The following is a 23,476-nucleotide window of genomic DNA, read 5'->3' as shown; positions in this document are numbered from 1 at the left end:
TTTGCCACGGGGCCCCCGAAATGGCGCGATTTTCCTCATTTCCGTGCGCAAGACGGCGGACGAATCGTGTTGCGCCCATCGGCGCGGGCCTCATCCTCCTGCTCGCCGGCGCGGCGGCTGCGCATGCCGAAGATCCGAAGCCGATCGAATACAGCTTTCCGGACGGGACGGTGGTGCGCCTGTCCGGCCAGGTGAACATGGGCTATCTCGGCTATGACGACGGCCAGCAGAGCTATGGCAATTTCGTCGACAACGACAATTCGAGCACGCGCGCGCGCATCCAGCTGTTCTCCAGTCCGAATTTCGACTGGAGGTTCGAGGCCATTTTCGAGGTCGAGTACCAGCCGCTCGCCTCCAACGTCGTCAGCCAGCTCGACGACCGGCCCGAATGGAGTTTCGATCAGGGCGACATCCGCAAGGCCGAGGCGGCGATCAGCAACAAGAGCTACGGCAAGCTCTGGCTCGGCCAAGGCAGCATGGCGAGCGACGGGACGGCCGAGGTCGACAAATCCGGCACGACCGTCATCGCCTATGCGAGCGTCTCCGACACGGCTGGCGGCTATTTTTTCCGCGCCCCCGGCGGCGCGCTTTCCGACGTCACGGTCGGCGACGCCTTCAACGATTATGACGGCCTCAGCCGCAAGTTCCGCATCCGTTACGACACGCCGACCTTCGGCGGCTTTGGCGTGCAGGTTTCCTATGGCTATGACTGGCTCGTCAGCGATCCGAAGCCGATGTACGACGTCGCGGCGACCTATGCCGGCACTTTCGGCGACGTCGAGGTCGCGAGCGCGGTCGGGCTGTCGCGCAACGACCAGAACGAATCGACCCGCTTCGACGGTTCGTTCTCGGCGCTGCACAAGCCGAGCGGCATCAGCGTCACGGTCGCCGCCGGCGAGCAGGACGCCGCAGGACCCACCGGCTATTACGGCTATGCCAAGCTCGGCTACGAGCACGCCTTCTTCGACGCCGGCAGCACCGCCTTCTCGATCGACTATTACCTCGGCAGCGATATCGCCAATGCCAGCTCGGACAGCAGCTCGATCGGCATCGCGGCGGTGCAGAACGTCGACGCCGCCAATCTCAAGCTCTGGCTGCTGTGGCGGACCTATTCCTATGACGAGGCCAGTCTCTCCTTCGACAGGGGCCAGGCGATCTTCGGCGGCGCGCTGGTAAAATTCTGACACGATTCCGCCGCGGAGGCCTATGCTGCGGAGTGTTGCGCGGCTGACGCCTGCACGGCAGCGGTCTCGCAGATTGGGCATGCGGAGGAGGCGCAGGTGGCGCTTGCAGCTCATTCCCCGAAGACCGTCATTTCCGATCCCCGGCCGGCCAGGGCGTTTTCGAACGAAGCGTTGAAAGGGCCGCGGCCATGAGTGGCGATCGCCCCCCCGTTTCGCAGGGCCGGCGCTGGCGGTTGCCGCTTCTCGCCGGCCTCGCCGGCTATCGCCCCGCCTGGCTGAAGGAGGACATCTCCGCCGGCCTCGCCGTTGCCGCGGTCGGGCTGCCCAGCGCCATCGCCTATCCGGCGATTGCCGGATTGCCGCCTGAGACCGGTATCTATGCCAGCATCTGGCCGCTGGTCGCCTATGCGCTTCTGGGCCCGTCGCGGCAGCTGATCGTCGGACCGGACGCCGCCACGGTGACGATCCTCGCCGCCGTGCTGTCGAACGTGCTGGCAGGCGGGGCCGCCACGCCCGCCGACCGCGTCGGCGTGGCGGCGGCGCTCGCCCTCGGCGTCGGGCTGCTCTGCCTGCTCGCCCGGGCCCTGCGTCTCGGCATGCTGGCGAGCTTTCTTTCCCGCCCGATCCTCACCGGCTTCTTCGCTGGCGTGTCGGTCTCGATCCTGATCGGCCAGATCGACCGCTTCACCGGGCTCGACATCTCTGCCGACGGCCTGGTGGCGCCGATCGTCGAACTGTTCCGCGAGGCGCACGCGATCCATGTGCCGACGCTCGTCCTCGGCTTCGTCATGTTCGCGCTGCTCCTGCTGGCGAAGCGCCTGCGATCGCCGATCCCCGGGCCGGTGCTCGTCATCATCGTCTCGGCGCTGCTCTCCTATCTCTTCGATTTCGCCGGCCGCGGCATCGCCGTCGTCGGCGACGTGCCGGCGGCGTTGCCGTCGCTGTCGCTGCCGCGCATATCGATGAGCATGCTGCCGGCGCTCCTGCTCGGATCCGGCGCCATCTTCCTCGTCTGTTTCGGCTCGGGCATCGTGACGGCGCGAAGCTTCGCCGTGCGTGGCGGCTATGCCGTCGATCCCAACCGCGAGCTGACCGGCTTCGGCGCCGCCAACATCGCCGCCGGTCTTTGCGGCGGCTTCGCCGTATCGGCTTCGGATTCGCGCACCGCCGTCAACGCGACCATCGGCGGCCGCACGCAACTGGTCAGCCTGATCGCCGCGTCGACACTTGGCCTCGCGCTGCTGCTATTGACCGGGGCGCTTGCCGTCATCCCGATTCCGGCGCTTGGCGCCATCCTGGCGGCCACCGCGCTCAGCCTCATCGATCTGACGGAGCTTCGGACTCTCTGGCGCATCAGCCGGGCCGAGTTCGTCTTCGCGCTGATCGCCATGTGGGGGCCGATCGGCCTCGGCGTGCTCAACGGCGTCGTCATCGCCATCGGCGCGACCTTGGTCTATCTGATGCAGAAGCTCATGTACCCGCGCGACGCGCTGCTCGGGCGCATCCCGGGTCGCGAAGGCTTCTACAAGCTGCATCGCTTCCAGGGCTCCCAGCCCGTTCCGGGCATGACCGTCTGCCTGATCCAGGGCAGCCTGCTGTTCTGCAACAGCGACTATGTGAAATCCCGGCTGGAGCGGATCGCCCGCGAGCAAGCCGGCGACGGCACATGGCTGGTGGTGGATGCGAGCGCCATCCCGCAGCTCGACAGCTCCGCTGCGGCGATGCTCGACGAGTTGCGTAGCGAGCTCGCCGCGACCAACGTCACCCTCGGCCTCGCGGAAATGCATGCCGATGTGCGCGCCCTGCTCGATCGGGCCGGCGTCTCGGCGCGGATCGGCTCCGGCATGATCTTCGCCAGCCTCGAGGATGCCTATCTTGCCCGCACGCATGTGCGCCAGCGTTCCGCGCGGCCGGAACCTCCGGAGCCGGCCTAGCGAGACGTTCGGTTCTGCGTATCCCCGCTGATCGCCTGCCCAGTCGGTGCGCTTGCATCCAGCGGCCAGCCGGCGCTGAATGTTCGTCGGATAGCCCGAAGGATGTCGGTCTTGGTCGATGCAGCAGGAAGGCCCGTCTCCCGCGACGCCCGGTTTGCCGGTGCGAGGCGGCTGCCATGAGGGCGATGGTGCTTCGCGCGGTGGGCCGGCCGCTGGTGGAGGAGACGCGGCCGGATCCGGTTCCGGGTCCCGGCGAGATCCGCGTGCGCGTCGAGGCGTGCGGCGTCTGCCGGACCGATCTGCATGTCGTCGACGGCGACCTCACCGATCCGAAGCTGCCGATCATTCCAGGCCATGAGATCGTCGGCATCGTCGACGCATTGGGGCCGGGCGTGACGGCGCCGGCGCTCGGCGCGCGCGTCGGCGTGCCATGGCTGGCGCATACCTGCGGCCACTGTCCCTATTGCCGGGCCGGGCAGGAAAACCTCTGCGACGAGCCGCTCTTTACCGGCTACACGCGCAATGGCGGCTTCGCCACCCATGTCGTGGCGGATGCGCAGTTTGCCTTTCCGCTCGTGGGCTTCGACGATCCGGTCGCGGCGGCGCCGCTGATGTGCGCCGGGCTGATCGGCTGGCGCTCGCTCGTCATCGCCGGCGCGGGCCGGCGCATCGGCCTCTATGGTTTCGGCGCCGCCGCCCATATCCTGGTGCAGGTCTGCCGCTTTCAGGGGCGCGAGGTCTATGCCTTCACCCGCGCCGGCGACGAGGCGGCGCAGCAGATGGCGCGGTCGCTCGGCGCCGTCTGGGCGGGGAGTTCGGAGGAATCGCCGCCGGAGCCGCTCGACGCGGCGATCCTGTTCGCGCCCGTCGGCGCGCTGGTGCCGTTGGCGCTGCGTGCCGTCCGCAAGGGCGGCCGCGTTGTCTGCGGCGGCATCTACATGAGCGACATACCGGGCTTTCCCTATGAATGGCTCTGGGAGGAACGGCAGCTGGTCTCGGTCGCCAATCTCACGCGCCAGGACGCGGTCGATTTCCTGGCGGTAGCGCCGCGCGCCGGCGTCCGCACCACGACCACGGTCTATCCGCTGGCGCGGGCGAACGAGGCGCTCGCCGACCTGCGCGCCGGCCGGTTCCAGGGCGCGGCCGTCCTGGTTCCCTGAGGGATCAGGCCCCGATCGGGCCGCCGGCCTTCTTCCAGGCGTCGAAGCCGCCTTCGATGTGGCGGGCGGTGTCGAGCCCGGCGTCCTGCGCCGCCTGCACGGCCATGGCCGAGCGCTCGCCGAAGGCGCAGTAGAAGACGATCCGCTTGCCGCCATCGACGGCCAGCGCATGCAGCATGCCGCCGACGCCGAGGTTTTCCTGCAGCGCGGGGTAGGGCGCATGGAGCGTGCCGGGGATGACGCCGTGCCGTTCGCGCTCGGCCTTCTCGCGCAGGTCGACCAGCGTCACGTCGCTGCGGCCGCGCATGTCCATCGCCTGCTTCGCCGAGACCGCCCAGCCCTTGCGGGCGATGTCGTCCTGGTGCAGGCCGATGCGGATATTGGCCGGCACCGCGACGTCCATCATCTTCGGATTGGGCAGGTTGAGGCCGTTCATCAGGTCGACATATTCGTCGATCGACTTCACGCGGAGGCGCGGATTGAAGCGCTTTTCCTCGCCGATGGTGGAAACCGTGTCGCCCTTGTAGTCATGCGCGGGGTAGAGCAGCGTTTCGTCCGGCAGGCGCAGCAGCTTGTTGAAGATCGAATCGTATTGGGCGCGCGGATCGCCGTTCTGGAAATCGGTGCGGCCGGTGCCGCGGATCAGCAGCGTGTCGCCGGTGAAGACGCGCCCGCCCATCACATAGGAATAGGAATCGTCGGTGTGGCCCGGCGTGTAGAGCGCGTCGAGGCTCAGGCCCTCAATGGTGATGCGGTCGCCGTCCGAGACCCGCATCGAGACCACGTCGGCCTTGGTCTGCTCGCCCATCACGGTGATGCAGTGCGTATGGTCGCGGAGCGCGCCGAGGCCGGTGATGTGGTCGGCGTGCAGATGCGTATCGACCGCCTTGACCAGCTTCAGGTCGAGTTCGCGCACGAGTTGCAGGTAGCGGTCGACCTTCTCGAGCACGGGATCGATGATCAGCGCCTCGCCGCCCGGGCGGCTCGCGAGAAGATAGGTGTAGGTGCCGGAAACGCTGTCGAAGAGCTGTCGGAAGATCATGGTCCGCTCCATCATTCGCAAAGGGGATTGAGCCGAGCGCAGCGAAACGAAGCGAGCGTAGCACGTCCCGGAACCGGGCGGGCCGTCGTCGCTGTCGGGGCGGGGACGGACCTGCCGTCCCCGCTGCGCCGTTCTGGGATCAGGTCAGCACCGGCTGCGGCACGATGCGGATATAGGGCTTCGGCTCCTTCCAGCCCTGCGGATACAGCTGCTTCGCCTCGTCGTTGGACACCGAACCGGCGATGATGACGTCGTCACCCGGCTTCCAGTTCACCGGCGTGGCGAGGCGGTGCTTGGCCGTCAGCTGCAGCGAGTCGATGACGCGCAGCACCTCGTCGAAGTTGCGGCCGGTGGTCATCGGATAGGAGATCACCAGCTTGATCTTCTTGTCCGGCCCGATGACGTAGACGTTGCGGACGGTCTGGTTGTCGGCGGCCGTCCGGCCGTCGGAGCTGTCGCCGGCGGCGGCGGGCAGCATGTCATAGGCCTTGGAGACGGCGAGCGTCGGGTCGCCGATCATCGGGAAGTTCGGAGCGACGCCCTGTGTCTCGCCGATATCCTTGGCCCAGCCGGCATGCTTGTCGACCGGATCGACGCTGAGGCCAATGATCTTGACGCCGCGCTTGTCGAATTCCGGCTTCAGGCGGGCCATGTAGCCGAGCTCGGTGGTGCAGACCGGCGTGTAGTCCTTCGGGTGCGAGAACAAGATGCCCCAGTCCTTGCCGAGCCATTCGTGGAACGAGATCGGACCCTGGGTGGTCTCGGCGGTGAAGTCCGGTGCGAGATCGTTGATGCGGAGCGACATGATGGTTCCCTTTCTGGTTGAATGCGTCGATGGGGGCAGGATACGAATGCGCTGTTCCGCGAGCGTTCCCCGGCGAAAAAATCGCTGCGGCGAAGGCGATCGAACGTCGGAACCGTGGCTGGCAGGGGATGCAGGGTGCAGCTTTTCATTCAATCGCTGGGGCGTTTCGCCGTCCGCGTCGAGGGCGAGGAAGTTCCCTCGGCCGCCTGGAAGCGCGATCGCGCCGCCGCCCTCGTCAAGCTGCTCGCCATCTCGCCGCAGCACAGGCTTCATCGCGAGCAGATCATGGAGGCGTTCTGGCCGGAGCAGGATGTCGAGCTCGCCGGCGCGAGCCTGCGCAAGGCGATCCATTTCGCCCGCCGCGCCATGGGCGCGCATGACCTGATCACCGTCAACAAGGAGATCGTCGCCTTCGCCGACGAGGTCGAGCTCGAGACCGACATCGAGCGTTTCGAGGCGGCTGCGAAGCAGGCGCTGCGCAGCGGCGATCCGGCCGAATGCGAGGCGGCGGCCGATCTCTATGGCGGCGTGCTGTTGCCCGACGACCGCTTTCTGGAATGGCTGGACGGCCCGCGGGAGCGATTGCAGGAGCTCTATGCGTCGGTGCTGCGCACGGGCCGGCTCTGGCGTCGCTTGATCGCCCTCTATCCGACCGACGAGGAGGCGCAGCGCGCGCTGATGCAGGCGGCGCTCGACGCCGGCAATCGCGCCGAGGCGATCCGCCAGTTCGACCAGTTGCGCGAGCGGCTGCATGTCGAGCTCGGCGTCGGCCCGAGCAAGGATTCGATCGAGCTCTACGAGCGGGCGCTGGCGCTTTCCGGCGCTGGGCCGGCGTCGCCGGTCGAGCGCATCCGCGCCTCGATCGCCTGGGCGCTGGTGCATCTGCAGAGCGGCGAGTTCGACAAGGCGGCGGAGCTCGCGCGCGAGACGCGCGCGCAGGCTTTCGATGGCGGGCTTGCCCGCGAGGTCGGCGAGGCGGGCGCGGTTCTCGGCCTGACGGCGCATATGCAGGGACGCTGGCCGCAGCTGTTCCGTAGCGAATTCACCGAATGGGTGCGCAGCCGGGACGATTTCGTTCCATCCGTCTTCGACGGGCATCTCTGCCTCGCCGAATTTTGCCTCTGCGACGCCAAGGGGCACGCGGCGATCGCCGCATCGGCGCAGGAATTGATGTGCGTCGCCGAGGACGCCGACTCGATCGCTGGCCGCGCCCTGGCCGGACTGATCCTCGGCGAGATCGCCCGCTGCGCCGGCGCGCTCGACGAGGCGGAAACATATCTGACCGAGGCCGAGCGGTTGCATGTCGGCGCCAACGCGCTGTCGGGCCGGGTGCTCGTGCTGGAGCGGCTGGCCGAGATCGCGTTGGCGCGCGGCCAGAAATGGCAGGCCGGCCGGCTGATCCAGCGCGCGCTCGCCGACGCTGCGCAATCCTGGCTTTCCAACCATCTGCTGCTGCGCCTGCAGGCGCTGGCGGTCCGGGCGGCGACGACGCCGGAGAAGGTCGAGGAGGCGATCCTGACCGGCGACCGGCTGCTGACGCCGGGCGCCTGCCAGCCCTGCTCGATGGCGCTGCGCATCGCCTCTGCCGTGGCGCTGACCGAGGCGGGCGAACTGGACCAGGTCGACCGCCGGCTGAACGAGGCCGAGCGCATCGCCGGCATGTGGCAGGGCGGCCCCTGGGCGGCGGCGCTCTGGGAGGCGCGCGGCATCCAGCGCCAGGCGCAGTCCAACAAGGTTCGGGCACTCGCCGCCTTCGCGGAAGCGGCGGCGCGCTACGAGGAGCTGGGCAGGCCGCTGGATCAGTCCCGCTGCCTCGGCCGCATGGCCGGCGCGATGCCGGCCCCCGGCGCTTGAAAAGCCCGGCCGGCGTGCGATCCCGTCACGGCGCGCGGCGGGTTCTTCCCCTCCGGCGGGCGGGCCCGACCTGTCGCATGGCGATCCGCTTCAGCACTTCGGCAGCGACGAGATAGAGGACGACGATCGCGACGATCGTCGCCAGCAGCGGCGCGGGCAGGGCGACGAAGCCGATGAAATGGCCGAGCGGCGTCAGCGCAAGAAGGAGCGCGACGGCGAGCCCGCCGAGTGACGTCGCCACCAGCACCGGATGGGCGCGGCTGGTCCAGGCGGGTTTCGCCGTGCGGATGATGAAGATGACCAGGATCTGGGTCGCGATCGATTCGACGAACCACGCGGTGCGGAACATCTCGACCTGGGCGCCGAAGCCATAGAGCAGGATCATGAAGGTCGCGATGTCGAACAGCGAGGAGAGCGGCCCCATGATCAGCGTGAAGCGCAGCACTTCGTGCATGTCCCAGCGATGCGGCTGTGACAGCATTTCCGGATCCGCCGTGTCAAAGGGAATGCCGATTTCCGAGACGTCGTAGATCAGGTTGTTCAGCAGCACCTGGAACGGCGCCAGCGGCAGGAAGGGCAGCACCAGCGAGGCGAGCGCCATTGACAGCATGTTGCCGAAATTCGAGCTCGTGCCCATGCGGACATATTTCATGATGTTGGCGTAGGTCCGCCTGCCTTCCTCCACCCCGTCCGCCAGCACGCCGAGATCGGGCGCGAGCAGGATGATGTCGGCGGCCTCGCGCGCGACGTCCGTGCCGCCATCGACCGAAAGGCCGACATCTGCGGCGTGGATGGCGGGAGCGTCGTTGATGCCGTCACCGATGAAGCCGACCGTATGGCCGCGGAGCCGCAGCGCCCGGACGATGCGCCCTTTCTGGTCGGGAGCGATGCGGACGAAGAGGTCGGTCTCCTCCACCCTTTCCGCGAGCGCCGCGTCGGTCAGGGTGGCGATCGCCTCGCCCGCCAGCAGTCCCCGCGTCGGCAGGCGCAGCGTCTCGACCAGATGCTGCACGACGGGCGCGGCGTCGCCCGAGATGATCTTGACCCGGACGCCGGCCTTGACCAGGCGGGCGACGGCTTCCGTCGCCGACGCTTTTGGCGGGTCCATGAAGGCGGCGCAGCCGACGAAGACGAGCCCGGCCTCGTCCGCTGCGGAAATCGTCCGGCAAGCCGCCGGCATGGCCCGGCGGGCCACGCCAAGCAGGCGCAGGCCCTGGCGGCCCTGCTGGTCCATCCAGCCGGCGATGCGGGCGCGCTCGGCATCGTCGAGCGGCGCCGTCGTGCCATCCGCCTGCTCGACCTCCGTGCAGAGCGCGAGCAGCGCTTCGGGCGCGCCCTTGGTGACGATTTCCGTCATGGCCCCCCGGGACAGCAGGACCGAAGCCCGGCGCCGTTCGAAATCGAAGGGTATGTCGTCGATGCGGCTGCAGGCCTGCGGGACCGCCGGCGCGGGGTCGGCGAGGATGGCATCGTCCAGATTGCTGTGCAGGCCGGAGACGAACTGGCTGTTGAGGCGGATCCACTCGGTGACGCGGGGGCTGTCGCTGCCGTCCGGGCCGAAGCTGCCGACATGGGCGATCCGCGCCTCGGTGAGCGTGCCGGTCTTGTCGGTGCACAGTACGTCCATGGCGCCGAAATCGTGGATGGCGCTCAGCCGTTTCACCACCACCTTTCGCGCCGCCATGCGGGCGGCGCCGCGCGCCAGCGTCACCGTCATCACCATCGGCAGCAGTTCGGGTGTCAGGCCCACGGCGAGGGCGACCGCGAACAGGAAGCTCTCCAGCGACAGGCCGTGCTGGATCATCTGCGTCAGCAGCACGAACAGCACGAGGAAGCCGGTCAGGCGCAGGATCAGCATGCCGAGCGAATGGACGCCGCGCTCGAACGCGGTCGGTGGCTCCCGTTCCTGCAGCGAGGTGGAAATGGCGCCGAAGCGGCTGTTGCGCCCGGTCTCCGTCACCAGCATGACCGCCTCGCCGCCGACGAGGCTGGTGCCCCCGAAAAGCGCGTTGGACGCGTCGGAGAGCGCCTCCCCGGTTGCCGTTCCCGGCCGTTTCTCGACGGAATAGGGCTCGCCCGTCAGGATCGCCTCGTTGGCGAGCACACCCTGTCCGCTCAGCAGCAGGCCATCGGCGGGAACGAGTTCGCCGGCGTGCAGCTCGATCACGTCGCCCGGGACGATTTCCTCGACCCGCAGTTCCGCGACCCTGCCGTCGCGTCGAACCGACGCCGTCACCGCGACGGAGCGCTTCAGCGCCTCGACCGTCTTCTCGGCCTGCCGTTCCTGGGCGATGTCGAGACCGATCGAACCGAAGACGATGGCGACGATGATGAGGAAGCTCTGCCAGTCGCCGGTCGCGCCGGAAATGGCGGCGGCGATGAGCAGGATGGCGATCAGCGGCTCGACGATGCGCTTGGCGAGCTTGGCGGGCAGGGAGGAGCGCGTCGTCGTGACGGCGAGATTGGGCCCGAAGCGGCGCAGCCGCTCGTCGGCCTCCGCCGTCGAGAGGCCGTCCGGCCGGGCCTCGAGGGCGTGCAGCAGGGCGTCGGCGGGAAGCGTCCAGAACGCGTCGGGCACGGGTTGGGGAACGAGCGTCGGGGCAGCCTGCCTCTCCGCGGTCAGAGTGCGATCCATCGATCGCCGTCCTTACGGTACTTGTGCTTGACGGCGGCCCAGGCGACCCGGCGGGCGATCTCCTCGCGCTCCCCGTCGCCGCGAGACGCATATTCGTCCCAGGCGTGGTTGAAGGCCGCGCGGAAGATCTCCTGGCCGTGGATCGGCAGGTGGTCGCGCACGGCGGCCGGCAGGTCCTTCAGCTCGGCATAGGGCATGCGTGCTGCCTCGCGATCGCGCCATCCGCGCGAGTTCCGGCCGTCGGCGGTCGTCATCCCTGCGGGAGCGATCGAGACGCTACGTCAGTTTCCCTGCCCGGTCGAGCCCGGCTGCGGGTTCCCGCTCACAGCGCCGGATTGACGGCAAGGACGAGCTTTCCGGCGACCTCGCGGGATTCGAGCCGCCGGTACATCGCCGCCACCTCATCGAGCGGGAAGACGGCCTCGACCGGGACCTTGAGCGAGCCGTCCGCCACGGCGGCGGTCACGGCGTCGATGCCCGCCTGCCAGGCCGGCGCGCCGAAGGGCGCGTGGCCGAGATGGAAGCGCGTGAAGGTGAGCGACTTGCGCACCAGTCGTTCCCAGAGATTGGGCAGGGGCCGTCCTTCCGCCTCGCCGAAGCTGACGACGTGGCCGAGATCGCGCATCAGCGCGAAGCTCGCGTCGAGGATGCCGGCGCCGGTGGAATCGACGATCTTGTCGAGCCCCCTGCCGCCGGTGAAACGCTGGATCTCGGTGACGAAATCGGCCTCGTTGCGGTTCACGACCAGCGCCGCGCCATAGTCGAGCGCCTTCCGCTCCTTGCCGGCCGTCCCGACCGTGCCGACGACGGTGGCGCCCGCCATCACGGCGAGCTGCGTCAGATAGAGGCCGACGCCGCCGCCGATCGCATGCACGAGCACGAGATCGCCCGGCCGTGTCGTCGAGACGGTATGCAGCATGTGCCAGGCGGTCAGCGCCTGGACGGGGAAGGCGGCCGCGACATCGAAGGGAATGGCGTCGGGCAGCGGAATGATCCGTTCCGCCGGCACGACGCAGAACTCCGCGAAGCCGCCGCCATCCTCCAGGAAGGCCGCGACGCGGTCGCCGACCCGGACGTCCGCGACATCGGCGCCGACGGCGACGACCCGGCCGGCGATCTCCAGCCCGGCCACCATGGGAAAGCCCTTGGGATGCGGATACGTGCCGCGCCAGATCATGGTGTCGGCGAAATTGCAGCCGCCATAGGCGACCTCGACGAGTACTTCGCCGGGACCCGGCTCCGGCTTCGCCACCTCGACGACGGCGAGCGATTCCGGCGTTCCGTTCGCGGCGGAGAGAAGCATCGCGCGCATGGTGCCCATCCCGCTCAAGCCGCCCGCTGCTGGCGGAGCGCCGCCGTCGCCGCGTCGTCGACGGCGCCGTCGCGGATGGCGACGCCATAGAGCGCCGCCGCCTGCGCGACGTCGAAATGGCCGTCGAGCACGTCGTCGAGCACGGCAGCCGGCTCCCGCTTGAGCGGATCGCCATAGCCGCCGCCATTCGGGCCGCGCGCCAGCACGCGGTCGCCATGGCGCGCCTCGTGGTAGGGCACCTTGGAGGGCAGGATCTCCGTGCCGCCATCAGCGCGTTCGAGCGTCAGCTCGCCGGGCCGCCCGGCCTCGCCGCCGTCATGGCCCCAGGGGCGCTGGCTGTGGCCGTCGCCCTCGATCGAGAAGGCGCCGTCGGACAGCAGCGTGAACTCGCGCACCGAGCCGATGCCGCCGCGCCACTGGCCGGCCGCCGGCGCATCGCTCCGCAGCTCGTAGCGGTCGACGCGGATCGGCAGGTGGGATTCGATGTCCTCGATCGGATTGTTGCGCGTGTTGGCATAGAGCGTGTCGACCGCGTCCATGCCGTTGAGGCCGAAGCGGCCGCCATAGCTGCCCTCGAAGATCTCCATGTGTACCCAGTGCCGCCCCTCCTTCAGGCCGGAGAAGGACACGACGCGGAGATTGCCGACGCCGGCGCTGACCTGCTCCGGCACGATCTGGCTCAACGCCCGCATCAGCGTGTCGGCCATGGCGTTGCCAGGCGTGAAGCGGGCGATGGTCGGCGCCGGGAAGATCGGATTGGCCAGGCAGCCCTTCGGCGCGACGATGGTGATCGGGCGCGTCAGGCCGGCATTCTGCGGCACGTCGCCATAGAGCGCGCTGTCGAGCAGGATCGAGCGCAGCGTCAGCCAGATGGCGCAATCGACCGTGCCCTCGAACGGCATGTTGATCGGCCGGTCGGAGACCTGCGGCGCGGTGCCGGTCAGGTCGACGGTGATCTCGTCGCCCGCGACCGTCACGGCGACCTTGATCGGCAGGTCGCGCCGCGCCGGGTTGGGATCGTCGAGGAAGCCGTCGATCCGGGTCTCGGCCGCATAGGTGCCGTCCGGCAGGGCGCGGATCGCGTCGCGCATCAGCCGCTCGGAATAGTCCATCAGATGGTCCGCCGCGGCGGTGATCTGCTCCATGCCGTAGCGCCCGACAAGCGCCAGGAAGCGCTCGGCGCCGATCTCGGCCGCCTTGATCTGCGCCTCCATGTCGCCGACGACGAGCTGCGGCGCGCGGATGTTGTCGCGCAGGATCTGCCAGACGGCGCGGTTGACCCGGCCCTCGTCGGAGACCTTGATCGCCTTGAATTGCAGTCCCTCGGAATAGGCGTCGACCGCATCGACGATGCCGGCGCTGCCCGGCGTCGCCGAGCCGATGTCGAGATGGTGCGCCGTCGTCACCGAGAAGGCGGCGAGCGCCCCGTCGACGAAGATCGGCACGGTGAAGGAGACGTCCGGCCCGTGCGAGGCGCCGCCATAGGGATCGTTGTGCATGATGACGTCGCCGGGGCGGATGACGTCGCCGCGCGCCGCCAGCGCCCGCTTGATGCCGCGGATATAGCCGGGGATCGGGCCCGATTGCAGCGGCGTGCTCATCTTGCATTCGCAGAGCTGGTTGCCGTCGGCGTCCGTCAGCGCGGCGCCGAAATCCTCGGATTCGCGGATGATGCTCGAATAGCTCATGCGCATGAGCTTGTGGCCCATCTCGATCGCGATGTTTTCGAGCGCGCCCTGGATGACGGCGGCGGTGATCGGATCGATGCGGTCGGCCGTCGACGGCCGGATGGTTGCGGGCGCGTTCATGCGGCACCTCCGAGCGTGATGATGAGGCTGCCCGAGCGGTCGACCACGGCGCGGGCCCGGGGCGGCACGACCGTGGTGCTGTCCTTCTGCAGCACGATGGCCGGTCCCTCGAACGCCTCGCCGACTGGCAGCAGCGGCCGGTGGTAGAAGGCGGTCTCGAAGGTCGCGAGCACGCCGTCGACGCGGAAGGCGCAGGGGCCGGTGCGGACCTTCGCCGCCGCCACCGAGGTGCCTTGCGGCTCCGCCAGCTCGCGGAGCTTCTGGATGCGGCCGATGCCGCTCACCTTGATGTTGACGATCTCGATCGGGCTCGCGGCGAAGGCGTGGCCGTATTCGGCCGTGTGCGCCCTGTGGAAGGCGTCGAGGACGCCGGCGAGCGCCCCGGCGTCGATCGTGCCGGCCGGCAGCGGGATCTTCAGCTCGTAGCCCTGGCCGACATAGCGGAGGTCGCCGATCCGCTCGAATTCCATGTCGGCGGTCTCGATGCGGTCGGCGCGGAACTGCGCCGCGAGATCGGCCTCCATGCCGGCGAGGTCGGCGTTGAGGCGGTCGAGGTCGACGGCGCCCGAGACCTGGAACTGCGTCCGCGTCGCGTCGTATTTGACGTCGGTGGTGAGCAGGCCCATGGCCGAAGTGATGCCCGGATAGGGTGGCACGATCACTTCGCCGATCCCGAGCATCGCCGCCACCTCGGCGCCATGCAGCGGCCCGGCGCCGCCGAAAGCGACGAGCGCGAAGCCGCGCGGGTCGATGCCCTTCTGCACGGTGCGCGAGCGGATCGCGTTCGCCATGTTGCTGTTGATGACGGTAAGGACGCCCTCGGCTGCCTCCTCGGGGCCGAGGCCGAGCGTCGTCGCCAGCTCGCCGATCACGCGGGCGGAGCCGGCCGCATCGAGCTTCATGCCGCCGCCGAGAAAATCCTCGGCGTCGAGCCGGCCGAGCACGAGATTGGCGTCCGTCACGGTCGGTTCGCTGCCGCCGCGGCCATAGGCGGCCGGGCCCGGCACGGCGCCGGCGCTTTTCGGCCCGACGCGGAAGGCGCCGCCGCGATCGAGATGGGCGATCGAGCCGCCGCCGGCGCCGATCGTGTGGATGTCGATCATCGGCGAGAGCAGCGGGAAGCCGGCGATCGAGGTGGAGCGGGCATCCGTCTCGGCATAGACGCCGTCGACGATGATGCCGATATCCGCGCTGGTGCCGCCGATGTCGAAGGTGATCAGGCGCTTGCGCTCGGCCAGTTCGCCGATCCAGGCGCCGCCGAGCACGCCGGCGGCGAGGCCGGAGAGCAGCGTCAGCGTCGGCTTGTCGGAGACCATGCCGGCGGTGGCGACGCCGCCATTCGACGCCATGATGCGCAGCTCGCCTTCGAGGCCGGCGGATTTCAGCGCCGTCTCCAGATGCTCGATATAGGTGCGGACCTTCGGGCCGATGAAGGCGGCCAGCGCCGCGGTGGTGAAGCGCTCGAACTCGCGGAACTGCGGCGACACGAAGGACGAGGTGGTGACGAAGGCGTCCGGCATGATCTCCGCGACGATCTCGCGGGCGCGGTTTTCATGCGCGGGGTTCAGATAGGAGAACAGGAAGCAGATGGCGACGGACTGCACGCCCTCGGCCTTCAGTTCCTCGGCCGCCCGGCGCACCGCTTCCTCGTCGAGCGGCTCCAGCTCGGCGCCGGTTGGCGGCGCCAGGCGGCCGCCCACCGTCTTGCGGTGCCGCCGCTTGACCAGCGGCCGGTCCTGCCACGGCAGTTCCTGCCGGATCGAGTAGTGCTGGACGCGCTGATGGCGACCGATATGGATGATGTCGCGAAAACCCTCATTGGTGATCATGCCGGCGACGACACCCTTGTGCTCCAGCACGGCGTTGGTGGCCGTCGTCGTGCCGTGGAACACGTAGTCGATCTCGCCGGTTTCCACGCCGGCGGCGGCGCAGAGCTCGATCACACCCTGAATCACGCCGCGCGACGGATCGTCGGGCGTGGTCGAAACCTTGTGGATCTCGACCCGACCGCTCGCGAGGTCGCAGTAGACGAGGTCGGTGAACGTGCCGCCGACGTCGACGCCGATCGCTTTCATCGCCTTGCCCTCAAGCCACGGGCGCGAAGGGCGCGAACTGGCCCGTATAGGGCTTGGCGATCGGCTTCGCGTATCCCTGCCGCTTCGAGGTGCCGAGGCCGAGCGACACCAGCGCCTCGACCAGCTTGACGCCGGACGAGACGCCGTCGATCGCCGGCGCGCCGATCTCGCGGGTGATCAGCGCCATCAGGTCCGACATGCCGCCGCAGCCGAGCAGCACCGAGTCGGCATGATCCTCCGTCAGCGCGCGGCGGCATTCCTCGATGATGATCGCCTGCGCGTTGGAGCCTTCCTCTTCCAGTTCCAGCACCGGCAAATCGGTCATGCGGATGTTGCGGCATTTGTGGGTCATGCCATAGGCGTGGACGAGATGCTCCATCGTCGCCCGCGACCGCTCCAGCATCGAGACGATGGTGAAACCGTTGCCGATCAGGCTGGCGGCATGCATCGCGGCTTCCGCGATGCCGACAACCGGACCGCGCGCGATCTCGCGCGCCGCGGCGAGGCCCGGATCGCCGAAGCAGGCGATCACATAACCGTCGCAGCCTTCTGCCTCGCCCTTCCTGACCTCGTCGATGACGCCGATGGCGGCGAATGCTTCGTCGTAAAAACCCTCGATCGAGACCGGGCCCATGCTCGGCGACACCGCGACGATCTCGGTGCCGGGCGCCGCCACGGCCCGCGCCGCCGCGCCGATCTTCTCCGTCATGGTCCAGGTGGTGTTCGGGTTGATGACCTTGATCTTCATGGCGTGCTCCGGATGTCAGGCGGCGATCGGGTTGAAGCGGGAAAGCTCGACCTCCGGCTTCACGCCGGAAACGAGATCGGCCAGCACGCGTCCGGATCCGCAGGACATCGTCCAGCCGAGCGTGCCGTGGCCGCTGTTGAGATAGAGGTTGGAATAGCGGGTCCGGCCGATCAGGGGCGGCCCGTCCGGCGTGACCGGGCGCAGGCCCGACCAGCGCTCGGCGGTCTGGATCGCTTCCTCGGGCACGCGTGGAAAAAGCCGGTGAAGGCTGTGGATCAGCCCGGCATAGCGGCCTTCCGGCCGCGACAGGTCGTAGCCGGCGAGTTCCGCCGTGCCGCCGACGCGGATGCGGTCGCCGAGATTGGTGATGCCGATCTTGTAGGTCTCGTCGCCGACAGTGGAGCGCGGCCCGACCGCGTCGGGATCGGCGGCGATGGTCAGCGAGTAGCCCTTGACCGGATAGATCGGGAGATCGATGCCGAGTGGCCTGAGCAGGCCGCGCGAGGCGACGCCGAGCGCGGTGACGACAGCGTCGGCCTCGATCTCGCCGGCGGCGGTGCGGACGGCACGGACCCTGTCGCCCTCAGTGACGAGCGACTGGACGGCCTCGCCGTGGCGGAAGCGCACGCCGCGCGCCGCCGCCTCGGCCGCCAGCGCCTGGGTGAAGCGGTAGCAGTCGCCGGTCTCGTCCGTCTCCAGCAGCACGCCGCCGAGGATGCCGGAGCGCGGCGAGAGATTGGGTTCGAGCGCCATCACGTCGGCATGGCCGAGCCGGCGATAGGGGACGCCGAGCTCGTCCAGCACCTTCAGGTCGGTGTCGTAGCCGGCGATCTGGGCCGCGTCGCGGAAGGCGACCAGCAGGCCGCGCTGGCGGCCGGCATAGTCGATGCCGATCTCGCTGCGCAATTCGCGAAAACAGTCGCGGCTGTATTCGGCGATCCGCACCATGTGGCGCTTCGAATTGACATAGTCCGACGCGCCGGAGGCTCGCCACATCCGCCACAGGAAGGTCGCCATGTCGCGGTCGGGCATGCGCCCGAACCGCAGCGGCGGATATTTGGCGAAGGCGAAGCCGATCGCCTTGCGGACGAGCCCCGGAAACGCCCAGGGCGAGGACAGCGCCGGGGAGATCTGGCCGGCATTGCCATAGCTGGTGCCCTGGCCGGCCGCCGGATGCCGCTCGATGACGGTCACCTCGTGGCCGGCCCTCGACAGGTACCAGGCGCTCGTGACGCCGACGACGCCCGCTCCCAGAACGACGACATGCATGATGGATCTCCCGCGCGGCCGCGCCTCAGAGCTCGGTGATGATGCCGTAGTTCTGCGGCTGGCGATGGGCCTTGAAGTTGAAGATCTCCTTGCGGATGTCGCTGCAGGCGTCGAGATCGCAGACGGCGGTGATCACCTCGTCGCCGAGCGTCGAGGTGAGCGCGACGATCTCGCCGGTCGGCGCGACGATGCAGGAATGGCCGAGCAGCATGCTGCCCTCTTCCATGCCGGCCTTGCCGGCGGCGGCGCCCCAGGTGCCGTTCTGGTAGGAGCCGGCCTGCATCGACAGCAGGTGGTGGAAGGAGTTCAGGTGATCGTGCTGCGGCACCGGCGGATTGTGAGTCGGCGTATTATAGCCGCCGCAGACCAGTTCGACGCCCTTCAGGCCCATCACGCGCCAAGTCTCCGGCCAGCGGCGGTCGTTGCAGATGAACATGCCGATCTTGGCGCCATCGACCTCATAGACCGGGAAGCCGAGATTGCCGGGCTCGAAATAGCGCTTCTCGAGGTGCTGCCACGGTCGGTAGGCCTCGTATTCCTTGTGGCCCGGCAGGTGCACCTTGCGATACTTGCCGACGATCTCGCCCTTGGTGTTGACGGCGATCGAGGTGTTGAAATGGTGGACCTTGCCGTCCTCGGTGATCAGCTCCGCATAGCCGAGGTTGAAGCCGACGCCGAGCGAGGCGGCAAGCTCGAACAGCGGCCGCGTCGCGGCATTCGGCATCTCGGTCTCGAACCACGCGTCGACCTCGGCCTGATCCTCCATGTACCAGCGCGGGAAGAAGGTGGTGAGCGCCGTCTCGGGGAACACGACGAAGGTGGCGCCGCGCGACTTGGCTTCCTTCATCATCTCCATCAGGCGGGCCACCACCTGGTCCCGGGTTTCGGCGCGCGCGATCGGTCCCAGCTGGGCGACGGCGAGGTTCAGTTTTCTGGCCATTTTGCGGTCCTGGTTCGTGAGGGGACCCGGCGGCTCGTCAGCCGCCGAGATAGAGTGTCTTGACGTGGTCGTTGTCGATCAGCTCGGCCGAGGGACCCTCGAGGCCGACGGCGCCCGTCTCCATGACGTAGGCGTACTGGCTGATCCGGAGCGCCATGCGCGAGTTCTGCTCGACGAGGATGACGCTGACCTTCTCGTCGCGGTTGACCTCGAGGATCAGCCGCGCGATGTCGCGCACGACCAGCGGCGCGAGGCCGAGCGAGGGCTCGTCGAGCAGCAGCAGCCTCGGCTTGGTCATCAGCGCGCGGCCGATGACCAGCATTTCCTGCTCGCCGCCCGACAGCGTGCCGGCGTTCTGGCGGATGCGTTCGCGCAGGCGCGGGAAGCGGGTCAGGATGCGTTCGAGATCGCTGCTCACCTGGGCCCGGTCGCGCCGCGTATAGGCGCCCATCATCAGGTTGTCGCGGATGCTCATATGCGGGAAGACGCGGCGACCCTCGGGCACCATGGCGATGCCGCGCTGCACGAGTTCGGCCGGCTGCAGGCGGTCGACCCGCTCGCCCTCGAACCAGATCTCGCCGGCGGCCGGGCGCGTCAGGCCGGTCACGGCCTTCAGGATCGTCGACTTGCCGGCGCCGTTGGCGCCGATCAGCGAGACCACCTGTCCCTCGTCGAAGGCGATGGAGACGTCGCGGACGGCCGAGACCTTGTCGTAGTTGACGGTCAGGTTGCGGGCTTCGAAGTAGCGCATGATGTCTCCTGTCCCGCTCAGTGGCCGATCGTTTCGTCGTCCTGGCCCAGATAGGCCTCGATCACCGCCTCGTTGGCGCGGATCTCTTCCGGTGTTCCCTCTGCAATCTTCGAGCCGAAGCTGATGACGACGATGCGATCGGAGATGCGCATGACGGCGCGCATGTCGTGCTCGACGAGCAGCACGGTGATGCCGCGGCGGCGTATGCCCTCGACCATGGTCACGGCGCGGTCGGTCTCGTCGACGTTCATGCCGGCGAAGGGCTCGTCGAGGAGGAGCAGCTTCGGTTGCGCCGCCATGGCGATGGCGATGCCGAGCGAGCGCAGATAGCCGTGCGGCAGGTTGCGGGCGAGTTCGTTGCGGACGTGGGAAAGGCCGAGATACTCGAGGATCTCGTCGGCGCTCTCGCGGAAGCGGGCCTCGTCGGCGCGCGCGGCGCGGGTCGACAGGAAAACGCCGAGCGGGCCGGCATTCTGGCCGAGCTGATGGCCGATGACGACATTGTCGAACGCCGTCATCTCCTTGAAGACCGTCGTTTCCTGGAAGGTGCGGACGATGCCCTTGCGGGCGACGAGATGCGGCTTCAGCCCGCTCACCACCTCGCCCTTGTAGCGGACCTGGCCCGAGGTCGGCGTCAGGAAGGAGGAGATCAGCTTAAAAAGTGTGCTCTTGCCGGCGCCGTTCGGGCCGATCACCGAAAGGACCTGGCCTTCCTCGACGTCGAAGCTGACATTGTTGACCGCCGTCAGGCCGCCGAACTGCTTGGTGAGGCCCTCGACCTTGAGAATGCTCATCTGGCGCCTCCCGCGCGGCGGGAGAGCAGGGCGCGCAAGCTGAGCAGGCCGTTCGGCAGGAACAGCATGACGGCGATCATCAGGATGCCGTAGACGAGCGCCTGGTATTCCTGGATCGAGCGCAGCAGCTCGAAGGCGACGACCAGGGTGAAGGTGCCGACGATCGGCCCGAGGACGAAGTCGAGCCCGCCGAGGAAGCAGTAGAGCATGAAGTTGATCGAATCCGCGACCGTGTAGGTCTGCGGGTAGATGTTCTGCTGCAGGCTGGCGAAGCAGCCGCCGGCGATGCCGCCCATGAAGCAGCAGATCGCGAAAGCGAGGACGCGGAAGCGGGCGACGTCGATGCCGATCGAGGCGGCGAGTTCCTCGTTCTGGCGCATCGAGCGGAACACCCAGCCGATCCGGCTGATGTTCAGGCGCCAGATCGCGAAGAAGCCGAGGAGCAGCATGGTGGCGGCGAAGAGATAGAAGGCGAGCGGCGAGTTCAGGCCGGGCGGATTGGGGATGTTGAGCACGCCGTGCCCCACGCTGCCGGCATTCACGAAGGCGAGCCGCGCCGCCTCCGTGAGGCTCAGCGTCACCATGGCGAAGTAGATGCCGCGCAGCCGCAGCAGCGGCCAGCCGATCAGGATGCCGATGGTTGCGGCGACGAGGCCGGACAGCGGCAGCGCGATCCAGAAGTTGAAGCCCAGCATCGTCGTCAGAATGCCGGTGGTGTAGCCGCCGATCAGGGCGAAGGCGCCCTGCGCGATGTTGACCCGGCCGATCGAGAAGGTGAGCCAGACGCCGAGGCTGCCGAAGGAGAGCAGGCAGGCATTGGTCAGCACGTTGAGCCAGTAGGGCTGGCCACCGACCAGCAGCGGCAGCACGCCGTAGAGGGCGATCGCCAGCGGTATGGCGGTCATGAGGAACCGCCTCATCTCGGCCGCGCCGCGGTTCGGGGCGGTGTCGGCGGTGGCGTCGAGGACGGCAGCCATCGTCACGTCTCCACTTTCCAGAGATTGAGGAAGATCAGCCCCACGGCTTGCCCATGATTCCCTGCGGCCGGAACAGCAGGAACAGGATCAGGCCGATGAAGATGATCAGGTAGGTGACCGAACCGGGAAAGAAGGCGTAGCCAAGCGCCTCGGCGAAGCCGAGCGTCACGGCGCCGAGCAGCGCGCCAGACATGACGCCGGCGCCGCCGATCATGATCATGATGAAGGCCTTGGTCGAAATCGCCGTGCCGATGCCGGCATTGACGCCGGAGATCGAGATGAGCAGCGCGCCTGCGATGCCGGCGAGCGCCGCGCCGAGGCCGAAGCCGAGCGTCGAGATGCGTGGCACGTCGACGCCCATCAGCAGGGTCGCCGTGCGGTCCTGCGCGAGCGCGCGCATGGCGCGGCCGGTGCGCGAATAGTTGACGAAGAGGAGCACCAGCACGATCAGCGCCAGCGAGATGCCGAGCACGAGCAGGCGGTTCGCCGGCAGGAAGGCGTCGCCGAACCTGTAGACGCCGGAGATGATCGGCGGGATGCCGCGCTGCTTCTCGCCGAACAGCGACAGCGCGACATTCTCGAGCAGCAGGGCGGTTCCGACCGCCAGCAGCATGGTGTTCTCCTCGCGTGAGGAGTTCTTCATCACGCGGCGGAAAAAGACGGATTCGAGCACCATGCCGATCACGCCGACGATCACCAGGGCGCCAAGCAGCCCGAGCGGGAAGGGCAGGCCCCACACCACGACCGCGTAGTAGACGACGAAGCCGCCGATCATGAACATCTGGCCGTGCGCGAAGTTGAGCACGTTCATGATGCTGAAGATCAGCGTGATGCCGAGAGCGATCAGCGCGTAGTTCGCCGACAGAAGCATGCCGTTGACGAGGATCTGGGTCATGGCGTCCGACCTGGATTGAGGAAGGCGGGGCATGGACCCGGCCGGCAGGAGCCGGCCGGCCGGGCGCGGCACGCTTATTCGACGCTGCCGACCGACAGCGTCGTGAGTTCGCCGCCCTTGGTCTCGGTGATCACCATTGGCACGCCGATCTGGCGCTTCTGGCCGAAGTCGGCGGTGCCGACATACTTGACCATCGCGTCTTCCTTCAGGAACGGGTTCTTCATCTCGAATCCGGGGATCGCCGCCTTGAACACCTCGATGTCGTCGATGGCGGCCGGGCCGGCCTTCTGCAGCGTGCCGAGGATCATCTCGAGCGCGTAGGCCTTGGTGCCGGCCTCGTCGTTCCATTCGCCCGCGATCTTGGTGTAGCGATCGATGAACTCCTCCATGTAGGGGGAGCGGATTTCCGGCGTCGACGCGCCGCCGATCGAGATCAGGCCGCTGCCCATCTCGCCGGCGACCTCGTTGATGATCTTCATGTCCTGCGCGGATTCGGCGCCGAACAAGCCGGTGTAGCCCATCTCGCGGGCGGCGCGCATGATCTGCGGCGCATGGGCCGGGGCGACCGACGACATGACGATCAGGTCGGGGTTCTTGGCGACGACATTGCCGACGATCGGGAAGAAGTCGGTGATGCTGGCCTCGTAGGTGTCGTCCTTGGAGACGATGTCGAGACCGAGGGCCTCGGCGACCTTGACGCCTTCGTCGCGCTGCAGCAGTCCGTCGGAGTCGTTGCGGGCGATGAAGGCGACCTTCTTCACGCCGCGCTCTTCCTTGAGGATCTTGTACATGACCGGCGCGACCTGGTAGCTCGCGACCATGCCAAGCACGGCGTTCTCGGCCGGCGCCGTGTAGAGCGAGCGGGCGAACGCATAGGGGAAGTACATCGCCTTGTTCTTCTCGGCGATCGGCCGAACCGACGTCGCCGTCGTGTCCATGTTCGGGCCGATGATGTACTTGATGCCTTCACCGGTCAGGCGCTCGGCGCCGGAGACGGTCAGCTTCGGATCGTTGCGGTCGTCGACCGAGACGATTTCGATCTTGTACTTGTCGCCACCGATCTCGATGCCGCCCTTCTCGTTCCACATCTCGGCCGTGGCGAGCGCCGAGAACTTGTTGACGAGGCCCCAGGAGGCTTCCGGGCCGCTCATGACGCCGAGCTGGCCGATCTTCAGGACCTTCTCCGCCGCGAGCGCGCCGGAGGGGGCAGCCATGACGGCTGCGAGAACCAGGGCACCGGTGCTCATCAGCATGGTGCGGCGGGATAGTTGGATCATCGACAGTCTCCCAGGA

The 23,476-nt window shown here is 68.2% G+C and carries 19 protein-coding genes; 4 read left to right on the top strand and 15 right to left on the bottom strand.

Features of this window, described 5'->3' with window-relative positions:
* Positions 1-170 precede the first annotated feature (170 nt).
* The 3 genes from OSH07_RS12080 to OSH07_RS12070 all read left to right on the top strand — a co-directional run bounded on the left by OSH07_RS12080 (position 171) and on the right by OSH07_RS12070 (position 4,278).
* Positions 171-1,184 (top strand): porin family protein, encoded by a 1,014-nt coding sequence (locus tag OSH07_RS12080; RefSeq protein WP_266338903.1) that lies wholly within the window; start codon positions 171-173, stop codon positions 1,182-1,184.
* A 188-nt stretch (positions 1,185-1,372) separates the two neighbouring features.
* Complete coding sequence (locus OSH07_RS12075; protein ID WP_266338902.1) at positions 1,373-3,118, top strand: SulP family inorganic anion transporter; 1,746 nt, start codon at positions 1,373-1,375, stop codon at positions 3,116-3,118.
* 176 nt (positions 3,119-3,294) lie between these two features.
* Entirely contained in the window at positions 3,295-4,278 is a 984-nt protein-coding gene (locus tag OSH07_RS12070) for a zinc-dependent alcohol dehydrogenase family protein (RefSeq protein ID WP_266338901.1), read from the top strand.
* Between the two features lie 4 nt (positions 4,279-4,282).
* Here the strand turns inward: OSH07_RS12070 and OSH07_RS12065 are convergent, their stop codons facing one another.
* On the bottom strand, positions 4,283-5,320 hold the full coding sequence (locus OSH07_RS12065; protein ID WP_266338900.1) for an MBL fold metallo-hydrolase: 1,038 nt from the start codon (positions 5,318-5,320) through the stop codon (positions 4,283-4,285).
* 139 nt (positions 5,321-5,459) lie between these two features.
* Complete coding sequence (locus OSH07_RS12060) at positions 5,460-6,125, bottom strand: peroxiredoxin (protein ID WP_266338899.1); 666 nt, start codon at positions 6,123-6,125, stop codon at positions 5,460-5,462.
* 135 nt (positions 6,126-6,260) lie between these two features.
* On the opposite strand from OSH07_RS12060, the gene OSH07_RS12055 reads away from it, so the two are divergent.
* Positions 6,261-7,979 carry an AfsR/SARP family transcriptional regulator gene (locus OSH07_RS12055; RefSeq protein WP_266338898.1) on the top strand — a complete coding sequence of 573 codons (1,719 nt, stop codon included), beginning with the start codon at positions 6,261-6,263 and terminating at the stop codon, positions 7,977-7,979.
* Positions 7,980-8,004: 25 nt separating this feature from the next.
* Here the strand turns inward: OSH07_RS12055 and mgtA are convergent, their stop codons facing one another.
* From mgtA to OSH07_RS11990, 13 genes are all read right to left on the bottom strand, one after another.
* On the bottom strand, positions 8,005-10,614 hold the full coding sequence (gene mgtA / locus OSH07_RS12050) for a magnesium-translocating P-type ATPase (RefSeq protein ID WP_266338897.1): 2,610 nt from the start codon (positions 10,612-10,614) through the stop codon (positions 8,005-8,007).
* Positions 10,599-10,811, bottom strand: coding sequence for a ChaB family protein (locus OSH07_RS12045; protein ID WP_266338896.1), 213 nt, complete (start codon positions 10,809-10,811; stop codon positions 10,599-10,601). Before OSH07_RS12045 ends, mgtA begins: the two co-directional genes overlap by 16 nt.
* 125 nt (positions 10,812-10,936) lie before the next feature.
* Positions 10,937-11,926, bottom strand: a complete 990-nt coding sequence (locus OSH07_RS12040) for a quinone oxidoreductase family protein (protein ID WP_266338895.1) — start codon at positions 11,924-11,926, stop codon at positions 10,937-10,939.
* Positions 11,927-11,940: 14 nt separating this feature from the next.
* On the bottom strand, positions 11,941-13,734 hold the full coding sequence (locus OSH07_RS12035) for a hydantoinase B/oxoprolinase family protein (RefSeq protein WP_266338894.1): 1,794 nt from the start codon (positions 13,732-13,734) through the stop codon (positions 11,941-11,943).
* Positions 13,731-15,809 carry a hydantoinase/oxoprolinase family protein gene (locus tag OSH07_RS12030; RefSeq protein WP_266338893.1) on the bottom strand — a complete coding sequence of 693 codons (2,079 nt, stop codon included), beginning with the start codon at positions 15,807-15,809 and terminating at the stop codon, positions 13,731-13,733. Before OSH07_RS12030 ends, OSH07_RS12035 begins: the two co-directional genes overlap by 4 nt.
* A gap of 10 nt (positions 15,810-15,819) precedes the next feature.
* Positions 15,820-16,557: an aspartate/glutamate racemase family protein gene (locus OSH07_RS12025; RefSeq protein WP_266338892.1), complete on the bottom strand. Its 738-nt coding sequence runs from the start codon at positions 16,555-16,557 to the stop codon at positions 15,820-15,822.
* A gap of 15 nt (positions 16,558-16,572) precedes the next feature.
* Positions 16,573-17,892, bottom strand: coding sequence for a D-amino acid dehydrogenase (locus tag OSH07_RS12020; protein ID WP_338149878.1), 1,320 nt, complete (start codon positions 17,890-17,892; stop codon positions 16,573-16,575).
* A complete protein-coding gene (locus OSH07_RS12015; RefSeq protein WP_266338890.1) occupies positions 17,852-18,766 on the bottom strand; it encodes an N-carbamoyl-D-amino-acid hydrolase in 915 nt (304 codons plus the stop codon). The genes OSH07_RS12020 and OSH07_RS12015 overlap by 41 nt, the downstream gene beginning before the upstream one ends.
* Positions 18,767-18,803: 37 nt before the next feature.
* The gene (locus OSH07_RS12010) at positions 18,804-19,517 is read right to left on the bottom strand and encodes an ABC transporter ATP-binding protein (RefSeq protein ID WP_266338889.1); all 714 of its coding nucleotides are present in this window, start codon (positions 19,515-19,517) and stop codon (positions 18,804-18,806) included.
* 17 nt (positions 19,518-19,534) lie between these two features.
* Complete coding sequence (locus OSH07_RS12005) at positions 19,535-20,311, bottom strand: ABC transporter ATP-binding protein (RefSeq protein ID WP_266338888.1); 777 nt, start codon at positions 20,309-20,311, stop codon at positions 19,535-19,537.
* The gene (locus tag OSH07_RS12000) at positions 20,308-21,288 is read right to left on the bottom strand and encodes a branched-chain amino acid ABC transporter permease (protein ID WP_266339081.1); all 981 of its coding nucleotides are present in this window, start codon (positions 21,286-21,288) and stop codon (positions 20,308-20,310) included. Before OSH07_RS12000 ends, OSH07_RS12005 begins: the two co-directional genes overlap by 4 nt.
* A 34-nt stretch (positions 21,289-21,322) precedes the next feature.
* A complete protein-coding gene (locus tag OSH07_RS11995) occupies positions 21,323-22,183 on the bottom strand; it encodes a branched-chain amino acid ABC transporter permease (RefSeq protein ID WP_266338887.1) in 861 nt (286 codons plus the stop codon).
* A 74-nt stretch (positions 22,184-22,257) separates the two neighbouring features.
* Positions 22,258-23,460, bottom strand: coding sequence for an ABC transporter substrate-binding protein (locus OSH07_RS11990; RefSeq protein WP_266338886.1), 1,203 nt, complete (start codon positions 23,458-23,460; stop codon positions 22,258-22,260).
* Positions 23,461-23,476: the final 16 nt, after the last annotated feature.

Origin of the sequence: Kaistia nematophila (assembly GCF_026343855.1) — a bacterium.
Taxonomy (GTDB): Bacteria; Pseudomonadota; Alphaproteobacteria; order Rhizobiales; family Kaistiaceae; genus Kaistia; species Kaistia nematophila.
Note: the sequence above shows the minus strand (reverse complement) of the source record. Positions and strands in the feature narration are given on the sequence as shown.